The organism is Vibrio sp. 1-1(7), from assembly GCF_013048485.1.
Lineage (GTDB): Bacteria > Pseudomonadota > Gammaproteobacteria > Enterobacterales > Vibrionaceae > Vibrio > Vibrio fujianensis.
The window spans coordinates 106,890-130,578 of record NZ_VHSP01000005.1; the positions used below are offsets into that span (position 1 = coordinate 106,890).

Consider the following 23,689-nt stretch of genomic DNA (forward strand, 5'->3'; position numbering starts at 1 on the left):
CTTAACTTGCTATGTTGGTCAACATGATGAGATTTTAATTTATCGTTAAATTTGCTATTCTATTGTCCACAGTTTGGCCTCTAGGGCGCTGTTTCTCAGTCAAATTTGAATGAAAACATGGGCAACGGAGAGCCAAGTTTCCAAGGATGTTCACTCACCTTTTAATAATAATTTGGGTGAACCGCAATGAGAGGAAAAAGTCGTGCTTGAAGCCTACCGTAAACACGTCGCAGAGCGTGCTGCTGAAGGAGTTGTCCCCAAACCTTTAGATGCAGAGCAAGTTGCTGGACTTGTTGAGCTATTGAAAAATCCCCCGCAGGGTGAGGAAGCTTTTATTCTTGACCTGCTTGAAAACCGCATCCCGCCCGGTGTTGACGAAGCTGCTTACGTGAAAGCGGGTTTTTTAACCGCGATAACCCAAGGTGAAGTTTCTTCCCCTCTAATCAGTCGTGAAAAAGCGGCTAAACTACTCGGCACCATGCAGGGTGGATATAATATTGAGCCGCTGGTCTCGCTGCTTGATGATAATGAGCTTGCGCCGATTGCTGCAACAGCCCTTTCTCACACCTTACTGATGTTTGATGCTTTCTACGATGTCGAAGAAAAAGCACAAAACGGTAATCTGTTTGCGAAACAGGTGATGCAATCCTGGGCTGAGGCTGAGTGGTTCCTCGCCAAACCCGCACTCGCAGAAAAAATCACCTTAACCGTGTTTAAAGTGACCGGTGAAACCAACACCGATGATTTATCGCCAGCGCCAGATGCTTGGTCTCGGCCTGATATTCCTGTCCATGCCTTAGCCATGCTTAAAAATGAGCGAGAAGGCATCGAACCTGATGATGCGGGAAAAATAGGCCCTATCAAACAAATTGAAGCATTAAAAGCACAAGGGCATCAATTAGTTTATGTGGGAGATGTCGTCGGAACTGGCTCTTCACGTAAGTCTGCGACTAACTCGGTACTTTGGTTTATGGGCGATGATATTCCGTTCGTTCCGAATAAACGTGCTGGTGGTTATGTTCTCGGTGGAAAAATCGCCCCAATCTTCTTTAACACAATGGAAGATGCTGGAGCACTGCCTATCGAGGTGGATGTATCCAAACTCAATATGGGAGATGTGATTGATATCTACCCTTATGAGGGAAAAGTATGCCATCACCAAACCGGAGAAATACTGGCTCACTTTACATTAAAAACCGATGTGCTGATTGATGAAGTTCGCGCGGGAGGGCGTATTCCGCTGATCATCGGACGAGGGTTGACCGATAAAGCGCGTGAGTCATTGGGTTTAGAACCGTCGACGGTGTTCCGTCGTCCATCTCCGATTGCAGAAAGCAACAAAGGCTTTACCTTAGCACAAAAAATGGTGGGTAAAGCCTGTGGCGTCAAGGGAATTCGCCCTGGAACCTACTGCGAACCTAAGATGACTACGGTTGGGTCGCAAGATACCACTGGGCCGATGACTCGAGATGAACTGAAAGATCTGGCGTGTCTTGGTTTTTCAGCCGATCTGGTGATGCAGTCTTTTTGTCATACCTCAGCTTATCCAAAACCGGTTGATGTCAATACGCACCATACGTTACCGGACTTTATTATGAATCGAGGTGGGGTTTCACTGCGCCCTGGAGATGGGGTGATTCACTCTTGGTTAAACCGCATGCTGCTGCCTGATACCGTAGGTACAGGCGGGGACTCACACACCCGTTTTCCATTAGGGATTTCATTTCCAGCTGGCTCGGGTTTAGTGGCGTTTGCTGCTGCTACCGGTGTCATGCCTTTGGATATGCCAGAATCAATTTTGGTCCGTTTTAAAGGCAAAATGCAGCCGGGTATTACCTTACGAGACTTAGTCCATGCCATTCCTTATTACGGTATTAAGCAAGGGCTACTGACGGTTGAAAAAGCAGGGAAAATTAATGAATTCTCTGGCCGAGTGCTAGAAATTGAGGGAGTGGAACACTTAACGGTTGAGCAAGCGTTTGAGTTGTCTGATGCTTCTGCTGAACGTTCGGCGGCGGGCTGTACCGTCAAATTATCCCAAGAATCGATTGCGGAATACCTGAATTCCAATATCACCATGCTCAAATGGATGATCGCTGAAGGCTATGGTGATCGTCGTACGATTGAGCGTCGTATTAAAGCGATGGAAGAGTGGCTGGCCAATCCGCAGTTGATGGAAGCAGATAAAGACGCGGAATATGCGCACGTGATTGAGATCGATTTGGCTGACATTAAAGAGCCGATTCTTTGTGCACCCAATGATCCTGATGATGCTCGGCTACTTTCTGAGTGCGCTGGGACTAAGATCGATGAAGTGTTTATTGGTTCTTGTATGACCAATATTGGTCATTTCCGCGCTGCTGGTAAATTGATTGAAAAATATAACGGTCAACTTGAGACGCGTCTTTGGGTTGCACCACCGACTAAGATGGATCGAGATCAACTGACCGAAGAAGGCTATTACGGCATCTTTGGGCGGGCAGGGGTTCGCATTGAAACACCGGGATGTTCTCTCTGCATGGGTAACCAAGCTCGTGTTGCAGATAAAGCGACCGTTATGTCAACCTCAACGCGTAATTTCCCGAACCGACTTGGAACCGGGGCAAACGTTTATTTGGCTTCTGCCGAACTTTCAGCCGTTGGCGCAATTCTTGGTCGAATTCCAACCATGGATGAATATTTAGCGTATGCCAAGCAAATTGATGCGACCGCTGCGGATACTTACCGTTACTTGAACTTTCATTTGATGCCACATTATACCAAGAAGGCTGAGAGTGTGATTATTCAGCAAGCAGTCTAAGCTTTACGCTTAATCTGGCCGCCTCCGTTGAGGCGGTTTTTTTATGGATATTGATTTCTTCCAGGTCTACATCGGCAAGGTTTTTTTGTATCATGCACGCGACAGTTATTAGGATGGCGATAAGCGATGGAGTATCAATTTATCCGTAATACCTTACAGGGACAGTATAGTGTGCGTTGTGAGATGGGGTTTGAAGTTATTGCACGTTGGTTGCAAGACGAAATAGCAGCGGAGTGCACAAAAATTGATCAGGTCATGCACCTGATTAAACTGGCTCAGCAACAGCCTAATCAAGAGCAATATTTAGTTGGACAAGAAATATCTCTGCTGATTCAAGGAGATGAGGTAACGATTCAAGAGAATATTTTGTTACAAGAACAGGAGCTACTGAGTGATGAAGCATTTGGCTTCTACGATTGTGAAAGTTTTGCCCAATGTGGTTTAGACGATTTTCAGCAGTTATTAGTAGGATGGCGAAAGTTTGTAACTGAGCGTTGAGCCGAGTGTTGCACCGATATGGTGACAACGATTCACGTTGCTTTATATCAGGGAAATAGGCGCACCGTTATGGTGCGTTTATTGTTTTTCATGACGATAATATTTAATCTTTTCCTTTTTATTCAATATGTTAAAAAGTTGGCACGTACCTTGGATTAACTGAAGTGTAAATGGATTACTGCTTCAGAGAGGATACGATGAAACTGATTAACGCCATAATTAAACCCTTTAAACTCGATGATGTACGTGAAGCCTTAGCCGATGTCGGCATTGAAGGTATGACCGTTGCTGAAGTGAAAGGCTTTGGACGTCAGAAAGGACATACCGAGCTTTACCGTGGAGCGGAGTATCAGGTGGACTTTCTACCTAAAGTAAAAATCGAGATTGCCACTCAAGCGGATAATGTTGATCGAGTGTTGGAAGCGATCATCAAAGCCGCTCATACCGGGAAAATCGGTGACGGGAAAATATTTGTTTATGACTTGAGCCACGCTGTTCGCATTCGTACCGGCGAGACTGATGGCGAAGCACTTTAATATTCAAAGAATTGGAGATAATGACTATGGATTTGTCAGTGACAGTAACAGAACTGCGCTACGCACTGGATACCTTCTTTTTCTTGATTTCTGGCGCGTTAGTGATGTGGATGGCTGCCGGTTTTGCCATGTTAGAAGCCGGATTAGTTCGTTCAAAAAACACCACAGAAATTTTAACGAAAAACTTTGTATTATATGCCATTGCTTGTACAACTTATTTAATCGTCGGCTATAACATCATGTATGTAGGGAATAGTGAAGGGGGGTGGCTACCCTCCATTGGTACGCTGATCGGCAGTCAAGATGCAGGGGCAGATCACTCGCTAGAATCTGATTTCTTTTTTCAAGTTGTTTTTGTTGCAACCGCCATGTCGGTGGTTTCAGGCGCGGTAGCTGAACGTATGAAGTTGTGGGCTTTTTTAATTTTTGCGGTGGTGCTTACCTCGTTCATTTACCCAATACATGGTTATTGGACATGGGGTGGTGGTTTCTTAGCGCAAGCCGGATTTAGTGACTTTGCTGGTTCTGGTATTGTTCATATGGCTGGGGCTTCGGCAGCACTCGCAGGCGTTTTATTACTGGGGGCTCGTAAAGGGAAATACGGTAAAAATGGCCAAATTTATCCGATACCGGGGTCAAATATGCCATTAGCGACATTAGGTACCTTCATTTTGTGGTTTGGTTGGTTTGGTTTCAACGGTGGCTCACAACTAATGGTTTCTGATTTTGAAAACGCGACCGCGGTAGGACAAATCTTCCTTAATACCAATGCCGCGGCTGCTGCCGGAGCGATTGCTGCACTTATGGTGTGTAAAACGACTTGGGGCAAAGCTGATTTAACGATGGTACTCAATGGAGCATTAGCCGGTTTGGTTGCGATTACAGCGGATCCACTATCTCCTTCTCCGCTCTATTCAGTGGCGATAGGTGCAGTGTCAGGTGTGATTGTTGTGTTTAGTATTATTGCGCTGGATAAGCTTAAAATTGATGATCCCGTTGGGGCGATTTCAGTACACGGCGTGTGTGGTTTCTTTGGCTTAATGGTTGTGCCACTGAGTAATGGTGATGCGAGCTTTAGTGCTCAGTTCATCGGCGCGGCGGTTATTTTTGCTTGGGTTTTCATGGCAAGTTTAGTGGTATGGGGAATGCTTAAAGCCACCATGGGGATCCGCGTTTCTGAGGAAGAAGAGCTGGAAGGGATGGATGTTCATGACTGTGGCGTCGATGCTTACCCTGAATTTGTTACTCTAAAGTAATAATTGGTTACAAATACATTGCAAAAGCTTGCTTTTATAGCAGGCTTTTTTATTTTTCCACGATTGTTTTATTCAGTTTGAACAATATAATGAGTGAAATTGATAAGTGTTATCATTATTAATAATAAAGGACTGAACTATGAAAAAACTCCTCATGCTTACTGCCATTGCATGTAGTACCTTATCGCCAGCGGTAATCGCTGCACAAGAAGTCAATGTCTACTCCTATCGGCAGCCTTTTCTGGTTGAGCCAATGTTTGATGAATTTACGAAAGAAACGGGGATTAAAGTCAACGTTATGTTTGCCAAAACCGGAATCGCTGAAAAATTGGTTCAGGAAGGTGAATATAGCCCCGCCGATGTTATTCTAACCGTTGATATTAGTCGCTTAGCGGAACTAACTGATAAAGGGTTATTGCAACCGGTCTCCAGTGAACTTATCGAAGCAAACATTCCCGCGCAATACCAAGATAAGGAAAATGAATGGTTTGCATTAACGACGCGAACTCGGAGTGTTTATTCTTCTCGTGATCGAGTCGGTCAGTTGGGCGATGCTTTTAACTATGCTGATTTAGCAAACCCCGAGTTTAAAGGAAAAGTTTGTACACGAAGCGGTAAGCACCCTTATAACGTGTCGTTGGTCTCAGCCATGATTGCTCATCATGGTGAAGCGGAAACGAAACAGTGGCTAAAAGGGGTAAAAGCGAACTTAGCTCGTAAACCACAAGGTAATGATCGCGGTCAAGTGAAAGCGATTAAAGAGGGATTGTGTGATGTTTCACTGGGTAATAGCTATTATCTTGGCGCGATGATCAATGATCCTGAGCAAAAAGCATGGGCGGATTCGGTTTATATTAATTTCCCCAATCAACAGACCACAGGAACACATGTCAATATTTCAGGTATGGCAATGGCAAAGTATGCGCCAAATAAAGAGAATGCATTAAAACTGATGGAATTTTTGACCGGTGATAAAGCGCAGCAGATGTATGCTGAAGTTAATTTTGAGTATCCAGTCAAGCCAGGTGTAGCTCGCTCTGCCTTAGTGGCTTCTTGGGGGGACTTTAAAGCGGATACGATTTCACTCGATGAGATTGCATCACATCATAACACCGCGGTGAAGCTGTTGGATGAAGTGAAGTTTGATCTGTAATTAAATTGGTTAGCTAATGCTCGGGATGATTAAAACCGATAGCAGATGCTTTGAAGGATACGGCTATGCCATCAAGTTTTGTCGTTTTTGACGATGAATGAAAAACAATTCCTATGGAAAACCAGTAGTGGTGTTTTGGCGCTGCTACTGGTTTTGCCTATTTTAGCTATTTTCTATACCGCTGTTGGGGAAAGTGATGCGTTATTTGCTCATCTAATGACCACTGTAATGCCGACCTATATCTGGAATACACTGTTATTAACCTTCGGAGTTATGCTGTGTTCCTTTTTACTTGGCCTTCCAGCGGCTTGGCTAATGGCAATGTGCCGTTTACCCAGTGAAAAGTATTTGCAATGGGCGTTGGTTTTACCGTTAGCTATGCCTGGTTACCTGATCGGCTATATTTATACCGACTGGTTTGATTTTGCAGGCCCGGTGCAGATTTTTCTACGAGAGATAACCGGATGGGCGGCGGGAGATTACTGGTTTCCCGATATTCGCACCGTGGCCGGTGCTGTTATGGTGTTGTCATTGGTTTTATACCCTTATGTTTATTTACTCTGTCGTGCCGCTTTTATGGAACAGAGTGTCTCGTTGCTACAAAGTGCTCGGTTACTGAAATGTAGCCCACGGGAAAGTTTTAGACGTATCTCTTTGCCATTGGCTCGTCCTTCTATAGCCGTCGGGCTTGCTTTAGTGGCCATGGAAACGATAGGCGACTTTGGTACGGTTAGCTATTTTGCGGTCAATACCTTAACTACCGCGGTGTATGATACTTGGCTGGGGTACTCTAATTTAAATGCAGCAGCGAAGATTTCAGCCCTGATGCTGTTTATTATTGTGCTATTACTGAGTGGTGAGCGATACAGTCGGCGTAAACAGAAGTTATTTCAAACTCAGTTTAATAGTCATGAAGATTGTCGTTACGCCTTAACGGGATGGAAAAAGTGGTTAGGGGTAATATGGTGTTGGGGGCTCGTCTTGGTCGCCTTTGTCTTACCTTTACTGCAGTTGTTCCATTACGCCTTGATCTATTTTTCTGTCAGTTGGACAGCTGAGTTTCGCCAATTTGCTTTCAATAGTTTTACGGTTGCTATTTTTGCGGCAATTACTGCGGTTATGGTCGCTTTAGTGATGAATTTTAACGTTCGTCTGCATACAAACAAATGTTCATTGATCTATATGCGTATCGCTGCTTTGGGGTATGCCGTGCCTGGAACGGTGCTTGCAATCGGGATTATGATGCCGGTATTAATGATCGATCATGGGGTGAATGACGTAGCGAAGTGGTTAAATTGGGGGCGGCCCGGTTTAATTTTTTCAGGTTCAATGTTCGCCATTATTTTTGCGATGGTGGTGAGGTTTTCTGCTGTGGCGATAGGCAGTATTGAAACCAGCCTCAATAAAGTATCACCATCGCTGGACATGGCAGCCAGAACAATGGGATGTAATGCCAATCGCATGCTTTGGCGTGTCCATTTTCCTCTCGTCAAGCGTGGGATATTGATTGCTGGGCTATTGGTGTTTATTGAATCGATGAAAGAACTCAACGCCGCGTTATTGTTGCGCCCATTCAATTTTGAAACGTTAGCCACCTATGTGTATAACTACGCCTCAGATGAGCGGTTAGAAATGGCAGCAATGCCTGCGATCCTGCTTGTGTTGGTTGGATTGATTCCTTTGCTTATCGTTAACCGTTCACTGGAGCAAAAACACTAATGAATAGTGCTTTATTGATTAACAATCTCTCTTGTCAATATGAGAATCAAGTTATATTAGAATCCTTATCATTAGAGGTGGAAAGTGGGCAAATCGTCTGTTTACTTGGAGCCAGTGGCTGTGGAAAAACCACTTTATTGAAAGCGATAGCCGGCTTATTACCTCTCAGCTCCGGTGAAATGCACCTCAATGGTCGGCTTATCGACAATGGCCGACATTGGGTGCCACCCGAGCAACGAAACATTGGCATGATTTTTCAAGATTATGCATTATTCCCACATTTAACGGTGGCTGAAAATGTAGCGTTTGGTTTGCGTGGCCTTGAGCGTGATAAGGTTCAGGAAAAAGTCGCAGAAATGCTTGAACTAGTCCATTTAGGAACTTTTGCTGAGCGTTATCCACACCAGTTATCGGGAGGACAACAGCAACGTGTCGCTATCGCTCGTTCACTGGCTTATAAACCCGATCTGTTACTGCTTGATGAGCCTTTTTCGAATATTGATACTCAAGTTCGGCATGAATTGATTATTGAAATTCGCAAGTTATTTAAGGCGCAAGGGGTGACCGCTATTTTTGTGACTCACAGCCGAGAAGAAGCGTTTGCCTTTGCTGATAAAATGGCGGTGATGAATCGAGGTGTGATTGAACAGATTGGTACTGCTTCTGAGCTGTATTATCGTCCAACGAGCCGATTTGTGGCAGATTTTTTAGGGGGTGGTCGTTATTTGCCTGCTCGCCGCGTCGATGCAGCGCATTACCAGACTCATTTCGGAATGCTAAAGGCATTAGCACAGCGACCGATTCAACAAGATCAGGCGTGTGATTTATTACTGCGTCCACAACATGTACATATTCAACCGGATCCTTCTAGCTCGATTGTCGTGCTTGAACAACAGTTTATGGGGGATCACTGCCGCTACCTGATCGATGTTGAGGGCCTGACATTACTTGCGACCGCAACAACGGAGATTGCTATCGGTCAGCCAGTTGCGGTGACGATTGATCAACAAGGGCTTTTGGCTTTTTAAATGGCATAAATTAGCCCAGCATCAAGCTGGGCCATGGCTAATCAGGTTGGTCATTTCTTATGATAAAGAGAGAAATGTTTTCATCTGATGTAACACTTGTTCTGCCGTCGCTTTATCTTCCATCTCAGCAAAAATTCGCAATAGGGGTTCAGTGCCAGAAAAACGAGCAATCACCCAACCGCCATTTTTAAAGTATACTTTTGCGCCATCGGCATAACTGACTTTTTCTACCTCATAAGCAAAATCGGGCAGTTGTTTCTCGACGTAGATTTTGTGATAAAGGGTCGCTTTTTCATCTGCTTTAAAAGTGCAATCTCCTTCTGCGGTATAGGCATAGCCGTAGCGATGGTAAATTTCATCCAGCAACTCTGAGAGCTTTTTGCCGGTTACGCTGAGCATTTCCACCAATAAACTGGAGGCAAACACGCCATCTTTACCTTTGATATGACCTCGGATGGTTAAGCCGCCGGAGCTTTCACCACCAATCAAAGAATCATCGGCTTCCATTTGTGAAGAGATATGTTTAAAGCCAACGGGAACTTCAAAGCATTGTTCACCGTGGTCGGCGGCAATTTTATCCAGCAGGTGAGTGGTCGCAATATTGCGCACTACGGAACCTTTCCAGCCTTTATACTCTAATAAATAGTAATAGAGCAGGATCAGTACTTCATTGGGGTGAATAAAATTGCCTTTCTCATCGATGATCCCCAGCCGGTCGGCATCACCATCGGTGCCGATCCCAATATCGTAGCCTTCATTTTTAACCAGATGTTGTAAGCGATAAAGGGTGGCGGCACTGGGGGAAGGCATCAGCCCACCAAAGTCAGGGTTTTTGCCATCATTGATCACATCGACATCACAGCGACCATTAATCAAAACCGTTTGGAGTGCATTTTTGGCAACACCAAACATTGGGTCGATCAACACGCGTAAGTTCGCTTTTTTAATCGCTTCGATATCAATGGCATTGATGATTGAATCGACAAATTCGTTCATGGGGTTGATGAGCATGACTTGCTGCTGGTTGACGGCATGATCAAAGTCTATAGAACGAACATCTTCAGTGCTTAAATTGGCAATTTGTTGTTCAATTTTTTGGGTGATGATCTCATCGGCATCTCGTCCACCACGAATAAAAATTTTGATACCATTATAATCGGCTGGGTTATGTGAAGCGGTAATGCAGGCGGAATAGGCACAATCCATCGCTTTGGCTTTAAACATAACCACCGGAGTAGGGACAAATTTATTAATAAAACTCACGACAATACCGTTTCCAGCTAACACTTCTGCAAACCAGCGTCCGGCTTTATCGGATAAAAAACGTCGATCATAGCCAATCACAAATCCAGACTGAGCGACTTGCTCCGCATTGATAATATTGGCTAGTGCTTGAGCAACTAAACGAACGTTGTCTTTGGTAAACTCTTCACCAATAAAGGCTCGCCAGCCACCAGTACCAAATTGAATCATTTATTGTACTCCTTGTATGGGCGCAGTATCACTGCGCCCAGAATATTTAACCCATAATGACGGTAACGTGATTGATACTGCCGGTCGGTTGAGCGGGGATCTCCTCAACCTCCTGATCATTAAGGATGAGGGTTTGCACGCCTTTACTGACGTTTTGTGGGTTTTCTACTTTGATCTGATAAGTCGCTCCACGCCATTGACGGGTAATTTCAAAGCCAGGCCATGAGGTTGGAATACAAGGATCAATCGTTAAGCTATCAAAGCCACAGCGCACCCCAAGCAAATAGTTGGTTGTGGCATAATAAGCCCAACCAGAAGTTCCGGTTAACCAAGGGTGGTTGGCTCTGCCATGATCTTGATGATCGCGCCCCATAATAAATTGCACATAGGAATAAGGTTCAGCGACCCGCGTTTCGATGATGTCATTTTGGTTATAAGGATTAAGGGCATCATAAAACTCCATTGCTCGATCACCACGACCAAGTTTGGCTTCTGCAACCCATGCCCATGGGTTAGGATGTGAGAAGATCGCGCCATTTTCTTTCACGCCTTGATAGACACGAGTTACAAAACCGATGTCATCATTGGGGGTGGCAAAGGAAGGAGCATTAAGGTGTAAACCGTATTGTGAGAACAGATATTGATAAACAGCATCCATCGCTTTTTGGCCGCGCTCTGCGGAAACGGCACCAGATAATACCGCGAGGGTATTGGATTCTAAATGCACTTTTCCTTCTGGCTGGTCGAAGGTGCCAATTTTATCGCCATCTTTGGTTAAGCCACGGATATACCATTCCCCTTGCTCATCCCATAAATGAGTTTCACAAGCTTGGCGAACTTTATCAGCCATGGCTTGGTATTTTGCTATCGCTACACTGTCGCCTCGATAGTTTGCAAGTTCTAAGAATGCTTCTAACGCCCAGAAGTGCAGGAAAGAAACCATCGCCGATTCCCCGCCACCGAGGTTTAAGCAGTCATTCCAGTCTGCACGTAAACCTTTACAAATACCGGTTTGACCCACGTATTCAGCTGAGAAATCAAGAGCGGCCATCATGTGCTGATAGACACTGGCTTCTCCACCATCCGCGTAGGGAATAACTTGGTCAATAAAATCAAGCTCTCCGGTTTCTTTAACGTAATTGAGAATAGTTGGCACGATCCATAAATGATCATCGGAACAGGTATCTTTAATACCGTGGATTTTGTCTTCGTCAGAAGGCGTAGGGACCACCGTGGGTGACTTCGATGGTTTAACATCGGCTTTTTCTGGATCAAACCAGTCGGGATCAAATAAGTGTAACCCGTACCCGGCTTTGACTTGCCCACGTAGTAAATCCACCAGACGTTTGCGTGTCATGGCTGGGTTGGTGTGAGGCACTGAAATGGCATCTTGTGCCGTGTCTCGGTAGCCAAGCCCAGTACGGCCTCCCACTTCGATAAAGGAGGCAAAACGAGACCAAACGACGCAAGTTTCTGCTTGATAAAGGGTCCATGCGTTGATCATGGTATCTAGCCCCTCGTTAGGCGATTTCACTTGGAATTTAGCACAGCGCTCATTCCAGTGAGCTTTGATACTGGCAAAAGCGTTATCGACTTGATTTAAATCTTGATATTTTTTACGTAGTTTTGCGCCATTACCTTTACCGACGCCAAGAATCACGGCAAAACGGACTTTTTCTCCCGGTTGTAGAATAAATTGCTTATGCAAAGCACCACAATGGTTGTAGCAGGTTTGTGCGCTATTAGAGCAGCGTCCCTGTTCAACGGCGATTGGGTTTGCTTCATCTCGATACATACCCAAAAAAGCATCACGTTGACCGTCATAGCTATCAGGATCAAAAGTGGAGGTTAAGTAGTAAAAACCTAAGAAGTCATCGGTGTTGTAGTAAAGATCGTACTCAATGACACCATCAGCATACTCAGTTCCAGCCGAGTATAATGACATTTGATGGTTTTGATTATCAGAAGCAATATGGCTAAAAGAGAACTCTACATAATTGAAAGCACTGATTGTTCGTACTTGATCCGAGGTGTTTTCGATCACCACATCCCAAAGTTCGGCATCTTCTCCTTTCGGAATAAATAGCGTCTTGCTGGCCGTGATGCCGTTGTACTCACATCGAAACTTAGAATAAGAAAGGCCATGGCGAACTTCGTACTTCGCTTGGTCTAAACTTTTGGCGACCGGTTGCCATGAAATTGACCAGCTGTCTCCGGTTTGGTCATCGCGTAGATAGACATAGTGACCGGGACGATCTTGCGTAAAGTTCGGGCGAAACTTAGTGATTCGGTTGTATTCAGGAGAGTGGTAAAACGAGTAACCCCCAGCGTTATGAGAGATCACACTGCAAAATTTTTCTGTTCCTAGGTAATTCGTCCAAGGAGCGGGTACATCCGGGCGAGTAATGACATATTCACGATGTTCATTATCGAAATAGCCGTATTTCATGGTAATTTCCTTTTAAAACAGCGATACAGGGTATCGCTCAATATCGATGCTAGAGAAAACAGGAGAGGGGCAACCCTCTGGTTTCGTTTTATACTTTCCACGGGGCTCGGTAACCAATGCCTTGTTTGTCTAATAAGGGTAAATGTCCTTTAAGACGAGCAAGATAATTGATCCAGTGGCGTTGTGGTTTTTCTGTCCAGCCAGCTTCTGCTAAGGCAGTAAGGCGAGGATAGAGCATATAATCCAAGCGTGATGTGTGATTAACACGTTCACTCCATAAGGCACACTGAATACCTAAAATGCGTTTGCGCAAAGGATTATCGTCAGCAACTTCTGCTAATGGTTCATAGTAATAAGCTCGTTCGAGCGGTATCACGCCAGCCCAGTCAGTGCCTGGTTCTTCAGGAGCGTAGTCTTGTACTATATCGAGATAGGTAAATTGACCCGGTTGCAAAATGACATCAAACCCTTGTTTGGCACACTGCAACGCTGCTTGTTCGGAAAGCCAAGAATAGATAACGGTATCTTTGCTGACTTTATTGCCATGTTGTGCCTCTTCCCACCCCACCATACGTTTGCCTAGTGACTTGAGTTTTTTCTCAGCGTAGCGCAGCAGATGGCCTTGTAATTCTTTGGCGTCTTGATAGCCATGCTCCTTCATTAAGGCTTGGCATTTGGTGCTAGCGAGCCAAACACCATGCGGGACTTCATCAGCGCCAATATGAATAAAATGGCTTGGGAAAAGGGCCGCAACTTCTTCCAGTACCAGATCCATGAAGCGATAAGTCCCGGCCAATGCTGGCGAGAGAACATTATCGGTATAGTATTGGATGCTACGATAAGTGGAGTGATCGTCTTTATCGACTAACCATTCCGGTAATGATTTAATCGCGGCACGGCTATGACCAGGAATGTCAATTTCCGGGATAATCGTAATGCCACGTTTTTCAGCATAATCAATGACTTGTTTTATCTCTTGTTGCGTATAAAAGCCGCCATGTACCTCGGTTAATTTGCTGTATTGCGGTTCAATGGGAAGACCCATCCCGCGCCACGCTCCAATATCAGTTAATTGGGGAAGGGATTTAATCTCAATTCGCCACCCTTCATCATCGGTTAAGTGCCAGTGAAACGTATTGAATTTATAGTGTGCAAGTTGGTTGATGAGCCTTTTTACCTCGTCCACACTGTAAAAATGACGTGCACAATCGAGCATCATACCGCGGTATGAAAAGCGAGGATGATCGACGATACTTAGTTGTGGGAAGGTTAATGCGTCTTGCGTTTTTTTCGCCAGTTGCAACAAGCTGGCGCTAGCATGAACAAATCCTTGTTGGCTATTGGCATCAACAAGAATGCTATCGTGTTCAATTTTGAGTTGATAGCACCCGTTATCAAGGGTTGGATTTAAGCGATAAGTGATAGCAATCGCCCCCTCGCCTGCTAAGGTGAAATGGTGCAAAGAGGTGAGCTCTTCTGTTAGCCAATGAGCGGCGGATTCAGCCAGCGGCGTTTGTATGTCTATTGAGCGGTTAGCCGTAAGATGGCACACGCCTTGCTGTTGCTCGACATGATTGGGGTAGGGAATCAAGCACAACTCAGCAACCTCAACCGCGGGAAGTTCACTGCGTTCTCGGTAGGGCGAAGCCAAAGCAATGGGGGTGACGATGACCGGGTAGCGGGTAATCGGATGTTCATCACTAAGTTGAATAAATGCTTCTTTAATCCCATCACTATAAAAATGGAAAGGGGCCGTTTTTATACAAAATTCACAGTAAAAATGGCTATTAGCTGCCAATATTTTTTGGTTTGGTAACAGGGAGCAAAAGCTACCAACTTGCTGTAGTTGACCTTGAGTTACGGTGTCGGATTCAATGTAGCGCTCAATAGAAAAATGCAGCGTCCAATGGTGCAGATCTTGATCGCTTAGATTATGTAATGTTAGACCAAAACGGCAATGGGAAGGCTGTTCTGAGAGTACCGCAAAGTCTATTCGATAGCTCATAATTCTATCCTTTATACAAGTTGTGTTCTGGTTTGCCAGCAAACATTAATGCGCCTTCAATCGCATCAAATTGAGCAGGGACAATCCAGTGTTGAACGGGTGGAGCGAGCCAAGTGATGATGCGTTCTGCGATACTGCCCATTAAGCAAAATTGTGAGGCTCCTTTGGCACGCAGTGCAAAAATGAACATTTCGATATTACGAGCCGTTTGTTTAAGAAGCTCCATGGCGAGCGGATCACCTTGCTCGGCAAATAAAAAAACTTGCGGGCAAAATTGACCATAATCTCTGGGTAGGGCGTTCTTAGACCAAGAGACAATCTGGTCAATATCATCGGCAAAATAAGCGAAGATAGCATCACTCAGCGCAGTAGCTGGGCGAATGCCATCATGAATTAAGACCAACTGCTGAATGAGATGCAACCCCATTGCCGCACCGCTCCCTTGATCAGAAATGGGGAACTCACGCCCGCCCACGATATGCTGCTGACTTTGGTGAATGAATAAGCCACAAGAGCCGGTTCCTGCAATGATAATTGCCCCATCGTTACCGTTATGCGCGCCTAGACAGGCACCGTATGCATCGGTATTGAGGGTCATCGAAGCGAATGGATGAGACTGCTGCATAAATGCAAACCAGCTTGTCTGATGCTCGGCACCCGCAAGCGCTAATCCAACATGCATATGAGAAAAGTGTTGCTTATTTAATCCACCTTGTTGAGCTGCTTGGCTAATGGCTGCCGTGATCGACTGCATTGCAGGTGTAATCCCCAGTAAAATATTGGCACTGCCGCTTTTTCCTTCTCCAATGAGTGTTCCGTGTTGATCCCGAATTCTGGCTCGGCACGAGGTGCCTCCGCCATCGATTCCGACGTAATAGCTGATCATTGGTCTGCTCCTGGTGCGGAAGAAAAGTGGACATATTGAGATGTGATCGCTAACAAATACCAAGCCGCATGAGGAATCCATTGTTCTCCCCAACGCCAGTTTTGTAACATGTCATCTTTTTGAGCGATAGGATTAAAGGCAATATCGCTTTCGTCCTCAAAGCCCGCAGTGATGCCATTACAGACGCCTCCTTTTGCGTTAAAAAAACCTAAATGGGGTAGGTAGTCTGGGTTATTTCGACCGTGGCCATCGAGCATACACATGTCGTAAGGATTGAGCCCGAGAATCCAATTGAGAGCATTATTGGCGAAACCGAGCAGCGAGGACCGGGTGGTTTCATCGCTTAAGTAAGGTTGAGCAAGGTAGGCCATGGATGCGAGAGAGGCTAAGCGAGCATTTTCACCTTGCCACCAATAACCACTTTCATTGTCGTGCGGCACAAAAAAGCTAGAACGTTTATTCCCTTGAGTATCACAAACGTACTGACGTGGATAACCAAAGGGATTGGCAACTTCTTGTGTGATGGTTAGTTCAAATTGGCAAGCACGCTCGACCACTTGCTGGATAGGCAATTGATGATTTTTGGATGGTTCGATTGCAAGGTATTCACATAATGCGATAACCGGAAGCCCTGCTTCCACAGCATGATAATAAGGACGAGAGCCATTGCTGTTCGCTGACCAAAAATACGCTTGTTGTTCATCACAATATTGTCGAGCAGATAAACGTTTAGCCCAGTCTCGGGCTGCTAATAAGTATGGATCTTGTTGCGTGGTACGATAAAGCTCGCAGCACGCGAGTAAGGCGCAATACTCATCAATGATATTTTCTTGTCCATCATCGAGGTAAGTGAGGTTATGGATTTTTAAATGGTGATACCCCCGTTCTGCCGCAGCAAGGTAGTCTTGACTAGAGTAATCTCCGCTGATTTCTAGCCTTGCTGCGGCCGCTAAAGCAGCGATAGCGATACCACCACCTTGGCGAAAGCCTGCTTGAAACTGCGCTGATTTTAGACCTTTTTGCGTCGAATACGCGCAGATTTCCCGTTGTTTGATCTCTTTACTCCATTGGTCAAAGACGGTCATGTAAAAAAAACCCTCGGCGTTTTGCATTCGAACCAGAAAATCAGCACCAAACAACGCTTCTTCCATGAGGCGAGTGCGAGGGAAAGCGGCAAAACCCGAGTGATGGTTTAAAATCGCTAACCCTTTGAGCATGTTCCAAACCACCATCGGTGTTTGCTGTGGGTTCAAATAGTTAGCGTAAGAAAGGTGACTTAAGTATTTACTTACGTCACCAGAAGCATCGTACCAACCTCCATGCACATCGGCAGTGGTGTGAGTGCCTAGAAGTGGTACGTGCTTATCTTGCTTATCAAAAATGCCGGAGCATCGTTGCGATTTAAAATAATGCAGCACATCTGAAAAGGTCGATTGCATCAGCAACCCTTGCTTGATCACAAAACAAGCAGATTGCGTTTGCTCAAGGCGGAGATAATATTGCCCTTCTTGAGTGATATAAGAAAAGTCGAGTTGATAGAAATCACCATGATGCCAATGATCAACTCGTCCACCTATTTTGATAGCTATACGAGCAACAGTTTGGTGACTGTGCGCGCATATCAAGCTAACTTCTTTGCTTGATAAACTTGAGTCATCAGCCAGTAATACCGCTTGTTTGGGGCCAAAAGTTTCGTAGCCAATATGGTTGATGAGCAATTGCATTTTACTTCTCCGCACTTCACACAAAAGAGCGCTCAGTGAGCTGAGCGCAACGTGTTATTTTTCATACAGGTAACAACGGACAAAATGGTTGTCCGACAATTGAGTAACCGGTGGCAAAGCTTCTCGACACTTATCGCTAGCATGTAAACAGCGACCGGCAAAAGGACATCCGAGTGAATCTGGCGTCCATAGTGGGATTTCTCCTTTGTTTCCTTTTAATTTCTCATGGATCGATTTTTTCGGATCGGGCACCGCAGAGACAAGCAATTGAGTATAGGGATGTTGTGGATCATGAATGATTTCATCGGTATCTCCCCATTCAACCATGTGGCCCACATACATCACAGCAAGGTCTTCTGCGATATAGCGTGCTGTTGCGATATCGTGTGTGATGTAAAGCAGAGACATCTGTTTTTCAAACTTCATCTCTTCCATCAGGTTGAGCACCCCTGCGCGGATCGAAACGTCTAGCATTGACGTCGGTTCATCTGCCAGTACAACTTCTGCGCCGACCGCGATATTACGAGCTAAGTTAATCCGCTGTCGTTGTCCCCCTGAAAGTTGATGGGGGTACTTCTCTGCGGTTTCTTTAGGAGGAATCAAGCCAACTTGCTCGAGTAGGTCATAAACCCGTTCTTGCAACTCTTTTTTATTGCCCGGGGTTACCTTTTTATGGATCAGTAACGGGCGAGCAATATGGTGAAAAATGGTGTGTGTAGGGTTGAGTGATCCAAAAGGATCTTGCCATACCATTTGTACACCTTCCCGATAGTGCATCAGTTCTTTGCGGGATTTGATGCCTAATATGTTCTTGCCCTTATACTCAATTGATCCAGAGGTTGGAGCGTACATTTTGGCAATCATTTTAGCGGTGGTGGATTTACCTGAGCCGGACTCACCAACGACCGACAAACCACGACTTTTGTACATTTTGAATGATACGTCGTTAATTGCACGCATCATGGGTTGTTTTAGTGCATTGCTGTTGATTGGGAAATCTTTGACTAAGTTTTTCCCTTCCATTAACAGCTCACCTAATGCTTTACTCATAATTGTCTCCAGAAATACGGTGATTACCTGCGTCGCAGCCTACAGTTTTACTTGGGTTATCGGTTCACCATAAAGGTGGCAGTTTGAGAACCGATTAGGCTCGATTTGGCGTAACGTTGTGGGCACTTTAGTGCAGGCTTCATGGACACGATCACAGCGAGCCTGAAAGCGACAACCTTCCGGTATTTCAAGTAAATTCAATGGGTTGCCTGGAATCCCGGTTAGTTTTGTTTTGGGCCCGGTTAATGGAGGGAAGGAACTACCCAAACCTTTGGTATAAGGGTGATACGGGTTTTCCAAGATCTGTTTAGATGGTGCAACTTCGATCAGTTCCCCAGAGTACATGATGCCAATACGATCAGAAAACTCGACCATCAATGACAGATCATGGGTAATGAATAAGATAGAAAATCCAAACTCCTCTTTTAGGGCATAGATCTTTTGCAATATTTCCCGCTGAACCACCACATCTAATGCAGTGGTTGGTTCATCCATAATGATCATCTTAGGGTTTAATGCTAGCGCAATTGCAATCACCAGGCGCTGGCGCATCCCGCCTGAGAATTGGTGTGGATAGTCATTTAAGCGACTTGGATGAATATCGACAATTTCGAGTAACCCCTCTGCTCGCCGTTTCGCTTGCGCACGAGTCATAGAGGTATGACGCATAATCACATCACAGAACTGTTCTTCCATCGTGAGTACTGGGTTAAGTGCGTTCATTGCACTTTGAAAGACCATCGACATTTCGTTCCAACGGAACGATTGCATACGGTTATCACTATATTTCAGGATATTTTCACCGTTGAAAATGACCTCGCCTCCGGTAATAAATGCGGGCGGCTTATGTAAACGCATCAGAGAGAAGGCAACGGTGGATTTACCACAACCAGACTCTCCCGCGAGGCCAAATACTTCCCCTGGAGCAATATTAAAACTCACGTCGTTACAAGCGCGGACATCGCCGGCATCAGTAATATAGTCAACGCAAAGGTTGCGGATTGAGATAAGTGGTTCAGTCATAATTATTTGTCTCCGCTCCAAATAGCTGGTTGAGGTTCTAGAACTGGCTTACGCTGACGTTTGTCTTGTTGAGCCAGTTTTTTCCAGCGTTTCATTCCTTTGTGAGAACGTAATTGTGGGTTGGCAATCTCATCAACCGCAAAGTTCAGCAGCGCTAAACCTGTCACCAGTAAGGTTAAGGATATACAAGGTGCTAACAGTTCCCACCAAGCGCCAATTAGCATGGAAGATGAGGTTTGTACGTTATATAGCATGATGCCCCAGCTAATGGTGTTTGGATCGCCTAAGCCAAGGAAGGAGATAGTGGCTTCCATCATGATGGCGTACATGACCGATCCAATAAAGCTGGCTCCCACAATCGAAATCAGGTTAGGCAGTATTTCGACAAAAATGATTCGCCAAGAAGATTCTCCTAACACTTCAGCGGCTTTCACAAACTCTTTTTCTCGTAGTGCCATGGTTTGGGCTCGGACAACCCTTGCCCCCCAAGCCCAGGAGGTACAGCCGATGATCAGCGCAATGGTTAATGGCCCCGCTTGACCGATGAAGGCAGCGACCACAAATAACAATGGATATTGCGGGATAACCAACATAATGTTCATTGCCGCGGTCAAGAAGTCATCAATTTTACCGCCAAAATAGCCAGCTGAAACACCGATGACTGTCGCAAGAAAACAGACGGTCATCCCTGCACCGAAGCCGACCGCAAGAGACACTCGAGCGCCATAAGCAACTTGAGACCACACATCACGTCCCATTCGAGTTGTTCCTAACACGTGATTTTCTTTTTTCGACATGGCTAATTTTCGACGGTCATTGCCCAAGTTTTCAGCCACCCAGCCATCCGGGTTTGCTTTGGCTGCTTTTACCACAAAGCTTGGATATTCATGGGGATTACCCGTGCGCTTATCAGGCGCATGTTGTGTAATAAAAGGTGCAAATACCGCCATTAATAAGAATAAACTGAGTATTGTTACGCCAAGCATCGCCATTCGATTGCCGCGCAGTAGTTTCCATAGTGCTTTCATAATTTATTTGCCTCCCTTACGTAAGCGAGGGTCGAGCACAACATAGAGCATGTCGGCTAGAAGGTTAAAGAACAGCATAAAGAGGGTCATAATGATGAGCTGACCTTGTAGGACTTGATAATCACGTGATGTGATAGCGTTAAACAGTACGGTGCCAAGACCGGGGTAGTTAAAGATAATTTCAATGATCAATTGGCCACCAATCGACATACCCAAAGACATCGATAATGCCGTGACACTCGGTAGCAGTGCATTACGAGCAGCGTAGTTGAAGACTACTCGGTTTTCGCTTAGCCCTTTTCCTTTCGCCATCGTGATATAATCTTCGGCGAGTAAGTTGATCATGTTGTTGCGCATGTTGACCAAAAAGCCACCAATTTGCACAATGGAAGCACAAAGAAGGGGGAGAACAGCGTGATAGCCGACATTTTTAATAAATTCCCAGCTGGTCCAATCGGGTAGGGTTCCGGGAGTATAAGCATAGCCGGTTGGAAACCATCTTAATCCGATGGCAAAAGTGAACATGGCCAGCATCGCAATAACGACTTGTGGCACGGCTTGAATGACCAGCATTCCCGGCGTGATAAACGTATCGTAGTAGCTACCTCGTTTCCATGCTGCAAAAATGCCAAGAATTGAGCCAATCGAAAAAGAGATGATCACGGCGGTACCGGCTAAAAACAGAGACCACCCAAAAGCGCTAGCCAATAATTCATTGACACTTAACGGATAAAATTTGATTGAAGTCCCAAGCTCCCAGCTGAGGATGCTCTTCATATAAGTAAAATATTGCATCAAGATAGGCCCATCAACGAATCCTAGCAGTTGGCGCATTGCTTCGATTCGTTCAGGCGTTACTTGTGTTGTTGCGTGTGCGAACATCATGGTAACCGGATCACCCGGCATTGCTCGCGGTATAATAAAGTTTAGTGTTGCTGCGACCAGCAACGCGGCAAAATAGAACGACAAACGTCTTAAAAAATAACCCATAACTTACACCTTACTCACCCAGTTTTCCTGATCTTTCATTCAGGCCGCTCCTTGCGAAATTAAGAGCGAGAAATCCCCTGACGACATGCGCCATACTTACAATGGATAAGCGAGGGGGATTTTAAATCGCGGCGTAACGGGTACGCCGCTGGAATAAACGTTTACTTAACTGGTTTTAAATCCAGTACGTGAAGTAGACGTTCTGGGATACCAGCCCAAATACTTGGACGGCCCTTAGGATTTTCTTCGTTCCACCATCCAGTAAAGCGAGTGGTGTTATATTGATACATCCAAGCACCAGACAGCACTGGAATCGTGACTTGATTTTCTGCAATGATTTTCTGGATACCATGAGCAATTTCTAGCTGTTCATTCTTATCCGCAGTTTTGTAGAAGCTATCAAGTAAACTATCCAGCTTACTGTTGGTGAAGTAGTGCATCGCAAAGCGAGGCATGCCATCACCTTTTTGTAAGGCTGAATTGTAAGCACTGTTCCAATACGTGTATGGATCTGCACCGTGGAAATAGTTGGTGTAAGCCACATCGTAATTACCTTCTAACATTGCTTGGTTATACACAGCAAATTCAGGTGTACGAGCGCGAGCTTTGATGCCGACTTCTTGTAATTGTTCAACGGCGAGCTGAACGGTATTGTTGAAATCAGTCCAACCGTTTGGTGATTGAATCAAGAGTTCAAAAGATTTTCCTGATGGGGTTTCTACGTAGCCATCACCATTGATGTCTTTAAAGCCCGCTTTAGCAAGCAATGCTTTTGAGCCATCAACGTTATAAGTATTGAACCCTTTGTATTTATTGTGAACTGCTTCGTCTGACCATGATTGGAACGCATAACCAAGCCCTGAAGCAAAGTCGTTGACTGTGCCACCGCCATAGAACGCAATATCAATGATGGTTTGACGATCCAGTGCCATAGAGAATGCACGACGGAAATCAACGTTAGTCAGTGCTTCTTTCTTCGCTGGATCTGAGTTTTTGAAGTTGACCATAAATGCTTGTGTACCGGCTGCAGGATACCAGTAATGGTGTTTTGGACTTGCGGCCGCGTAAGTACGATCAATGTCTGGTACAAAAGAAGAAGTCCAGTCTAATTCTGAGTTAACAATCTTGCCCAGCAATTGGTCGTTATTAGCAATTTGTGGTACGCGTAGACAGTCTACTTCTAAGTTTGCGGCATCCCAATAATTTGGGTTACGGCACTGGATGTAAAGCTGTGGAGTAAAGGTGTCGATCTCAGTAAATGGGCCAGTACCTACTGGATTTTCGTTCGTAAAGGTTGCAGGATCTTTGACTTTTTTCCAAATATGCTCTGCGACGATTGGCACCTGAGCAATTTCATACGGTACGTTAGAGTTGGCTTCACTTAAACGGAAACGTACTTTGTAATCATTAATTTTTTCAATGCTGGTTACCCATTTATTGATACCGCGCTGATCAAGTTCTGGTTTCTCTTTGAGTAGGCCAAATGAGTAAATAACATCATTTGCACTGAATCCTTTACCATCTGACCATTTCACGCCTTTACGAATATCGAAAGTAACGCTCATTAAGTCATCTGACATCTTAAAGTTTTCTGCCAAGCGCATGACAGGCGTATTGCCGTGCATTTCATTAAAAACCACTAAAGGTTCATAAATAAAATCAGTGGTAGTACGTAGGTTAGTTGCTAGGTAGGGGTTAAAGTTACGCACCATAGTTGGATAGAAATCTGGCACGATGGTCAGCTCACTACGCGCAAGCGCTGGAGCGGAAACACTGCTGGCAGCGGCAATAACGGCTGCGGCTAGTGCTGTTTTTTTAATATTGGCAAGCATAGCTGTTCCTTACTATTTGCTTTCATTTCACAAATGGATATGAATGTCATCATTGGATTAACACTCGCAATGACCTACCTCATTATATTCATCATGCCGGAGGAGCAAGATGGAATGAGTGGCCTGTAGGCCGTTGACAAGACTAAGGAAACACCTTGTGGGGAAAATTATCAATTTCAATTCTCGTTAAAAATGTCAAAAACACCCATTGTCTCGTCATTTTTGTTAAAATTTGTTTT

At 45.1% G+C, this 23,689-nt stretch carries 17 protein-coding genes; 7 read left to right on the forward strand and 10 right to left on the reverse strand.

The features are described 5' to 3' along the window. Positions 1-202: 202 nt before the first annotated feature. The 7 genes from acnB to FKN05_RS14485 all read left to right on the forward strand — a co-directional run bounded on the left by acnB (position 203) and on the right by FKN05_RS14485 (position 8,990). Positions 203-2,800 (forward strand): bifunctional aconitate hydratase 2/2-methylisocitrate dehydratase, encoded by a 2,598-nt coding sequence (gene acnB, locus FKN05_RS14455; RefSeq protein WP_170887808.1) that lies wholly within the window; start codon positions 203-205, stop codon positions 2,798-2,800. Positions 2,801-2,926: 126 nt separating this feature from the next. Next, a complete protein-coding gene (locus tag FKN05_RS14460) occupies positions 2,927-3,298 on the forward strand; it encodes a YacL family protein (protein ID WP_170887809.1) in 372 nt (123 codons plus the stop codon). Between the two features lie 197 nt (positions 3,299-3,495). Continuing rightward, a complete protein-coding gene (gene glnK, locus FKN05_RS14465) occupies positions 3,496-3,834 on the forward strand; it encodes a P-II family nitrogen regulator (protein WP_099610606.1) in 339 nt (112 codons plus the stop codon). A gap of 26 nt (positions 3,835-3,860) precedes the next feature. Then, positions 3,861-5,090, forward strand: a complete 1,230-nt coding sequence (gene amtB, locus FKN05_RS14470) for an ammonium transporter AmtB (protein ID WP_099610687.1) — start codon at positions 3,861-3,863, stop codon at positions 5,088-5,090. Positions 5,091-5,229: 139 nt separating this feature from the next. Then, complete coding sequence (locus tag FKN05_RS14475) at positions 5,230-6,243, forward strand: Fe(3+) ABC transporter substrate-binding protein (protein ID WP_170887810.1); 1,014 nt, start codon at positions 5,230-5,232, stop codon at positions 6,241-6,243. Positions 6,244-6,336: 93 nt separating this feature from the next. Beyond that, positions 6,337-7,962: an ABC transporter permease gene (locus FKN05_RS14480; RefSeq protein WP_170887811.1), complete on the forward strand. Its 1,626-nt coding sequence runs from the start codon at positions 6,337-6,339 to the stop codon at positions 7,960-7,962. Next, on the forward strand, positions 7,962-8,990 hold the full coding sequence (locus tag FKN05_RS14485) for an ABC transporter ATP-binding protein (RefSeq protein WP_170887812.1): 1,029 nt from the start codon (positions 7,962-7,964) through the stop codon (positions 8,988-8,990). Before FKN05_RS14480 ends, FKN05_RS14485 begins: the two co-directional genes overlap by 1 nt. 57 nt (positions 8,991-9,047) lie before the next feature. Here FKN05_RS14485 and FKN05_RS14490 read toward each other — a convergent pair whose 3' ends face one another. The 10 genes from FKN05_RS14490 to FKN05_RS14535 all read right to left on the reverse strand — a co-directional run bounded on the left by FKN05_RS14490 (position 9,048) and on the right by FKN05_RS14535 (position 23,450). Next, positions 9,048-10,463: a phosphoglucomutase/phosphomannomutase family protein gene (locus FKN05_RS14490; protein ID WP_170887813.1), complete on the reverse strand. Its 1,416-nt coding sequence runs from the start codon at positions 10,461-10,463 to the stop codon at positions 9,048-9,050. A gap of 46 nt (positions 10,464-10,509) precedes the next feature. Further along, positions 10,510-12,912, reverse strand: a complete 2,403-nt coding sequence (locus FKN05_RS14495; protein WP_170887814.1) for a glycoside hydrolase family 94 protein — start codon at positions 12,910-12,912, stop codon at positions 10,510-10,512. Between the two features lie 88 nt (positions 12,913-13,000). Continuing rightward, complete coding sequence (locus tag FKN05_RS14500; protein WP_170887815.1) at positions 13,001-14,917, reverse strand: beta-N-acetylhexosaminidase; 1,917 nt, start codon at positions 14,915-14,917, stop codon at positions 13,001-13,003. Between the two features lie 4 nt (positions 14,918-14,921). After that, positions 14,922-15,803 (reverse strand): glucosamine kinase nucleotide-binding domain-containing protein, encoded by an 882-nt coding sequence (locus FKN05_RS14505; RefSeq protein WP_170887816.1) that lies wholly within the window; start codon positions 15,801-15,803, stop codon positions 14,922-14,924. Beyond that, positions 15,800-17,527, reverse strand: a complete 1,728-nt coding sequence (locus tag FKN05_RS14510) for a glycoside hydrolase family 9 protein (protein WP_170887817.1) — start codon at positions 17,525-17,527, stop codon at positions 15,800-15,802. The genes FKN05_RS14505 and FKN05_RS14510 overlap by 4 nt, the downstream gene beginning before the upstream one ends. Before the next feature lie 54 nt (positions 17,528-17,581). Then, on the reverse strand, positions 17,582-18,577 hold the full coding sequence (locus FKN05_RS14515) for an ABC transporter ATP-binding protein (RefSeq protein ID WP_099610612.1): 996 nt from the start codon (positions 18,575-18,577) through the stop codon (positions 17,582-17,584). Between the two features lie 39 nt (positions 18,578-18,616). Beyond that, the gene (locus tag FKN05_RS14520) at positions 18,617-19,600 is read right to left on the reverse strand and encodes an ABC transporter ATP-binding protein (protein WP_170887818.1); all 984 of its coding nucleotides are present in this window, start codon (positions 19,598-19,600) and stop codon (positions 18,617-18,619) included. A gap of 2 nt (positions 19,601-19,602) precedes the next feature. Next, positions 19,603-20,628: an ABC transporter permease gene (locus tag FKN05_RS14525; RefSeq protein ID WP_099610614.1), complete on the reverse strand. Its 1,026-nt coding sequence runs from the start codon at positions 20,626-20,628 to the stop codon at positions 19,603-19,605. Between the two features lie 3 nt (positions 20,629-20,631). Continuing rightward, a complete protein-coding gene (locus tag FKN05_RS14530) occupies positions 20,632-21,618 on the reverse strand; it encodes an ABC transporter permease (protein WP_099610615.1) in 987 nt (328 codons plus the stop codon). A 161-nt stretch (positions 21,619-21,779) separates the two neighbouring features. Next, positions 21,780-23,450 carry an ABC transporter substrate-binding protein gene (locus tag FKN05_RS14535; RefSeq protein ID WP_170887819.1) on the reverse strand — a complete coding sequence of 557 codons (1,671 nt, stop codon included), beginning with the start codon at positions 23,448-23,450 and terminating at the stop codon, positions 21,780-21,782. Between the last annotated feature and the right edge of the window lie 239 nt (positions 23,451-23,689).

Bases quoted from the DNA above. Each gene is read 5' to 3' on its own strand.
- FKN05_RS14460 (WP_170887809.1), top strand. From the start codon at position 2,927: ATGGAGTATCAATTTATCCGTAATACCTTACAGGGACAGTATAGTGTG.
- glnK (WP_099610606.1), top strand. From the start codon at position 3,496: ATGAAACTGATTAACGCCATAATTAAACCCTTTAAACTCGATGATGTA.
- amtB (WP_099610687.1), top strand. From the start codon at position 3,861: ATGGATTTGTCAGTGACAGTAACAGAACTGCGCTACGCACTGGATACC.
- FKN05_RS14475 (WP_170887810.1), top strand. From the start codon at position 5,230: ATGAAAAAACTCCTCATGCTTACTGCCATTGCATGTAGTACCTTATCG.
- FKN05_RS14480 (WP_170887811.1), top strand. From the start codon at position 6,337: ATGAATGAAAAACAATTCCTATGGAAAACCAGTAGTGGTGTTTTGGCG.
- FKN05_RS14485 (WP_170887812.1), top strand. From the start codon at position 7,962: ATGAATAGTGCTTTATTGATTAACAATCTCTCTTGTCAATATGAGAAT.
- FKN05_RS14490 (WP_170887813.1), bottom strand. From the start codon at position 10,463: ATGATTCAATTTGGTACTGGTGGCTGGCGAGCCTTTATTGGTGAAGAG.
- FKN05_RS14495 (WP_170887814.1), bottom strand. From the start codon at position 12,912: ATGAAATACGGCTATTTCGATAATGAACATCGTGAATATGTCATTACT.
- FKN05_RS14500 (WP_170887815.1), bottom strand. From the start codon at position 14,917: ATGAGCTATCGAATAGACTTTGCGGTACTCTCAGAACAGCCTTCCCAT.
- FKN05_RS14505 (WP_170887816.1), bottom strand. From the start codon at position 15,803: ATGATCAGCTATTACGTCGGAATCGATGGCGGAGGCACCTCGTGCCGA.
- FKN05_RS14510 (WP_170887817.1), bottom strand. From the start codon at position 17,527: ATGCAATTGCTCATCAACCATATTGGCTACGAAACTTTTGGCCCCAAA.
- FKN05_RS14515 (WP_099610612.1), bottom strand. From the start codon at position 18,577: ATGAGTAAAGCATTAGGTGAGCTGTTAATGGAAGGGAAAAACTTAGTC.
- FKN05_RS14520 (WP_170887818.1), bottom strand. From the start codon at position 19,600: ATGACTGAACCACTTATCTCAATCCGCAACCTTTGCGTTGACTATATT.
- FKN05_RS14525 (WP_099610614.1), bottom strand. From the start codon at position 20,628: ATGAAAGCACTATGGAAACTACTGCGCGGCAATCGAATGGCGATGCTT.
- FKN05_RS14530 (WP_099610615.1), bottom strand. From the start codon at position 21,618: ATGGGTTATTTTTTAAGACGTTTGTCGTTCTATTTTGCCGCGTTGCTG.
- FKN05_RS14535 (WP_170887819.1), bottom strand. From the start codon at position 23,450: ATGCTTGCCAATATTAAAAAAACAGCACTAGCCGCAGCCGTTATTGCC.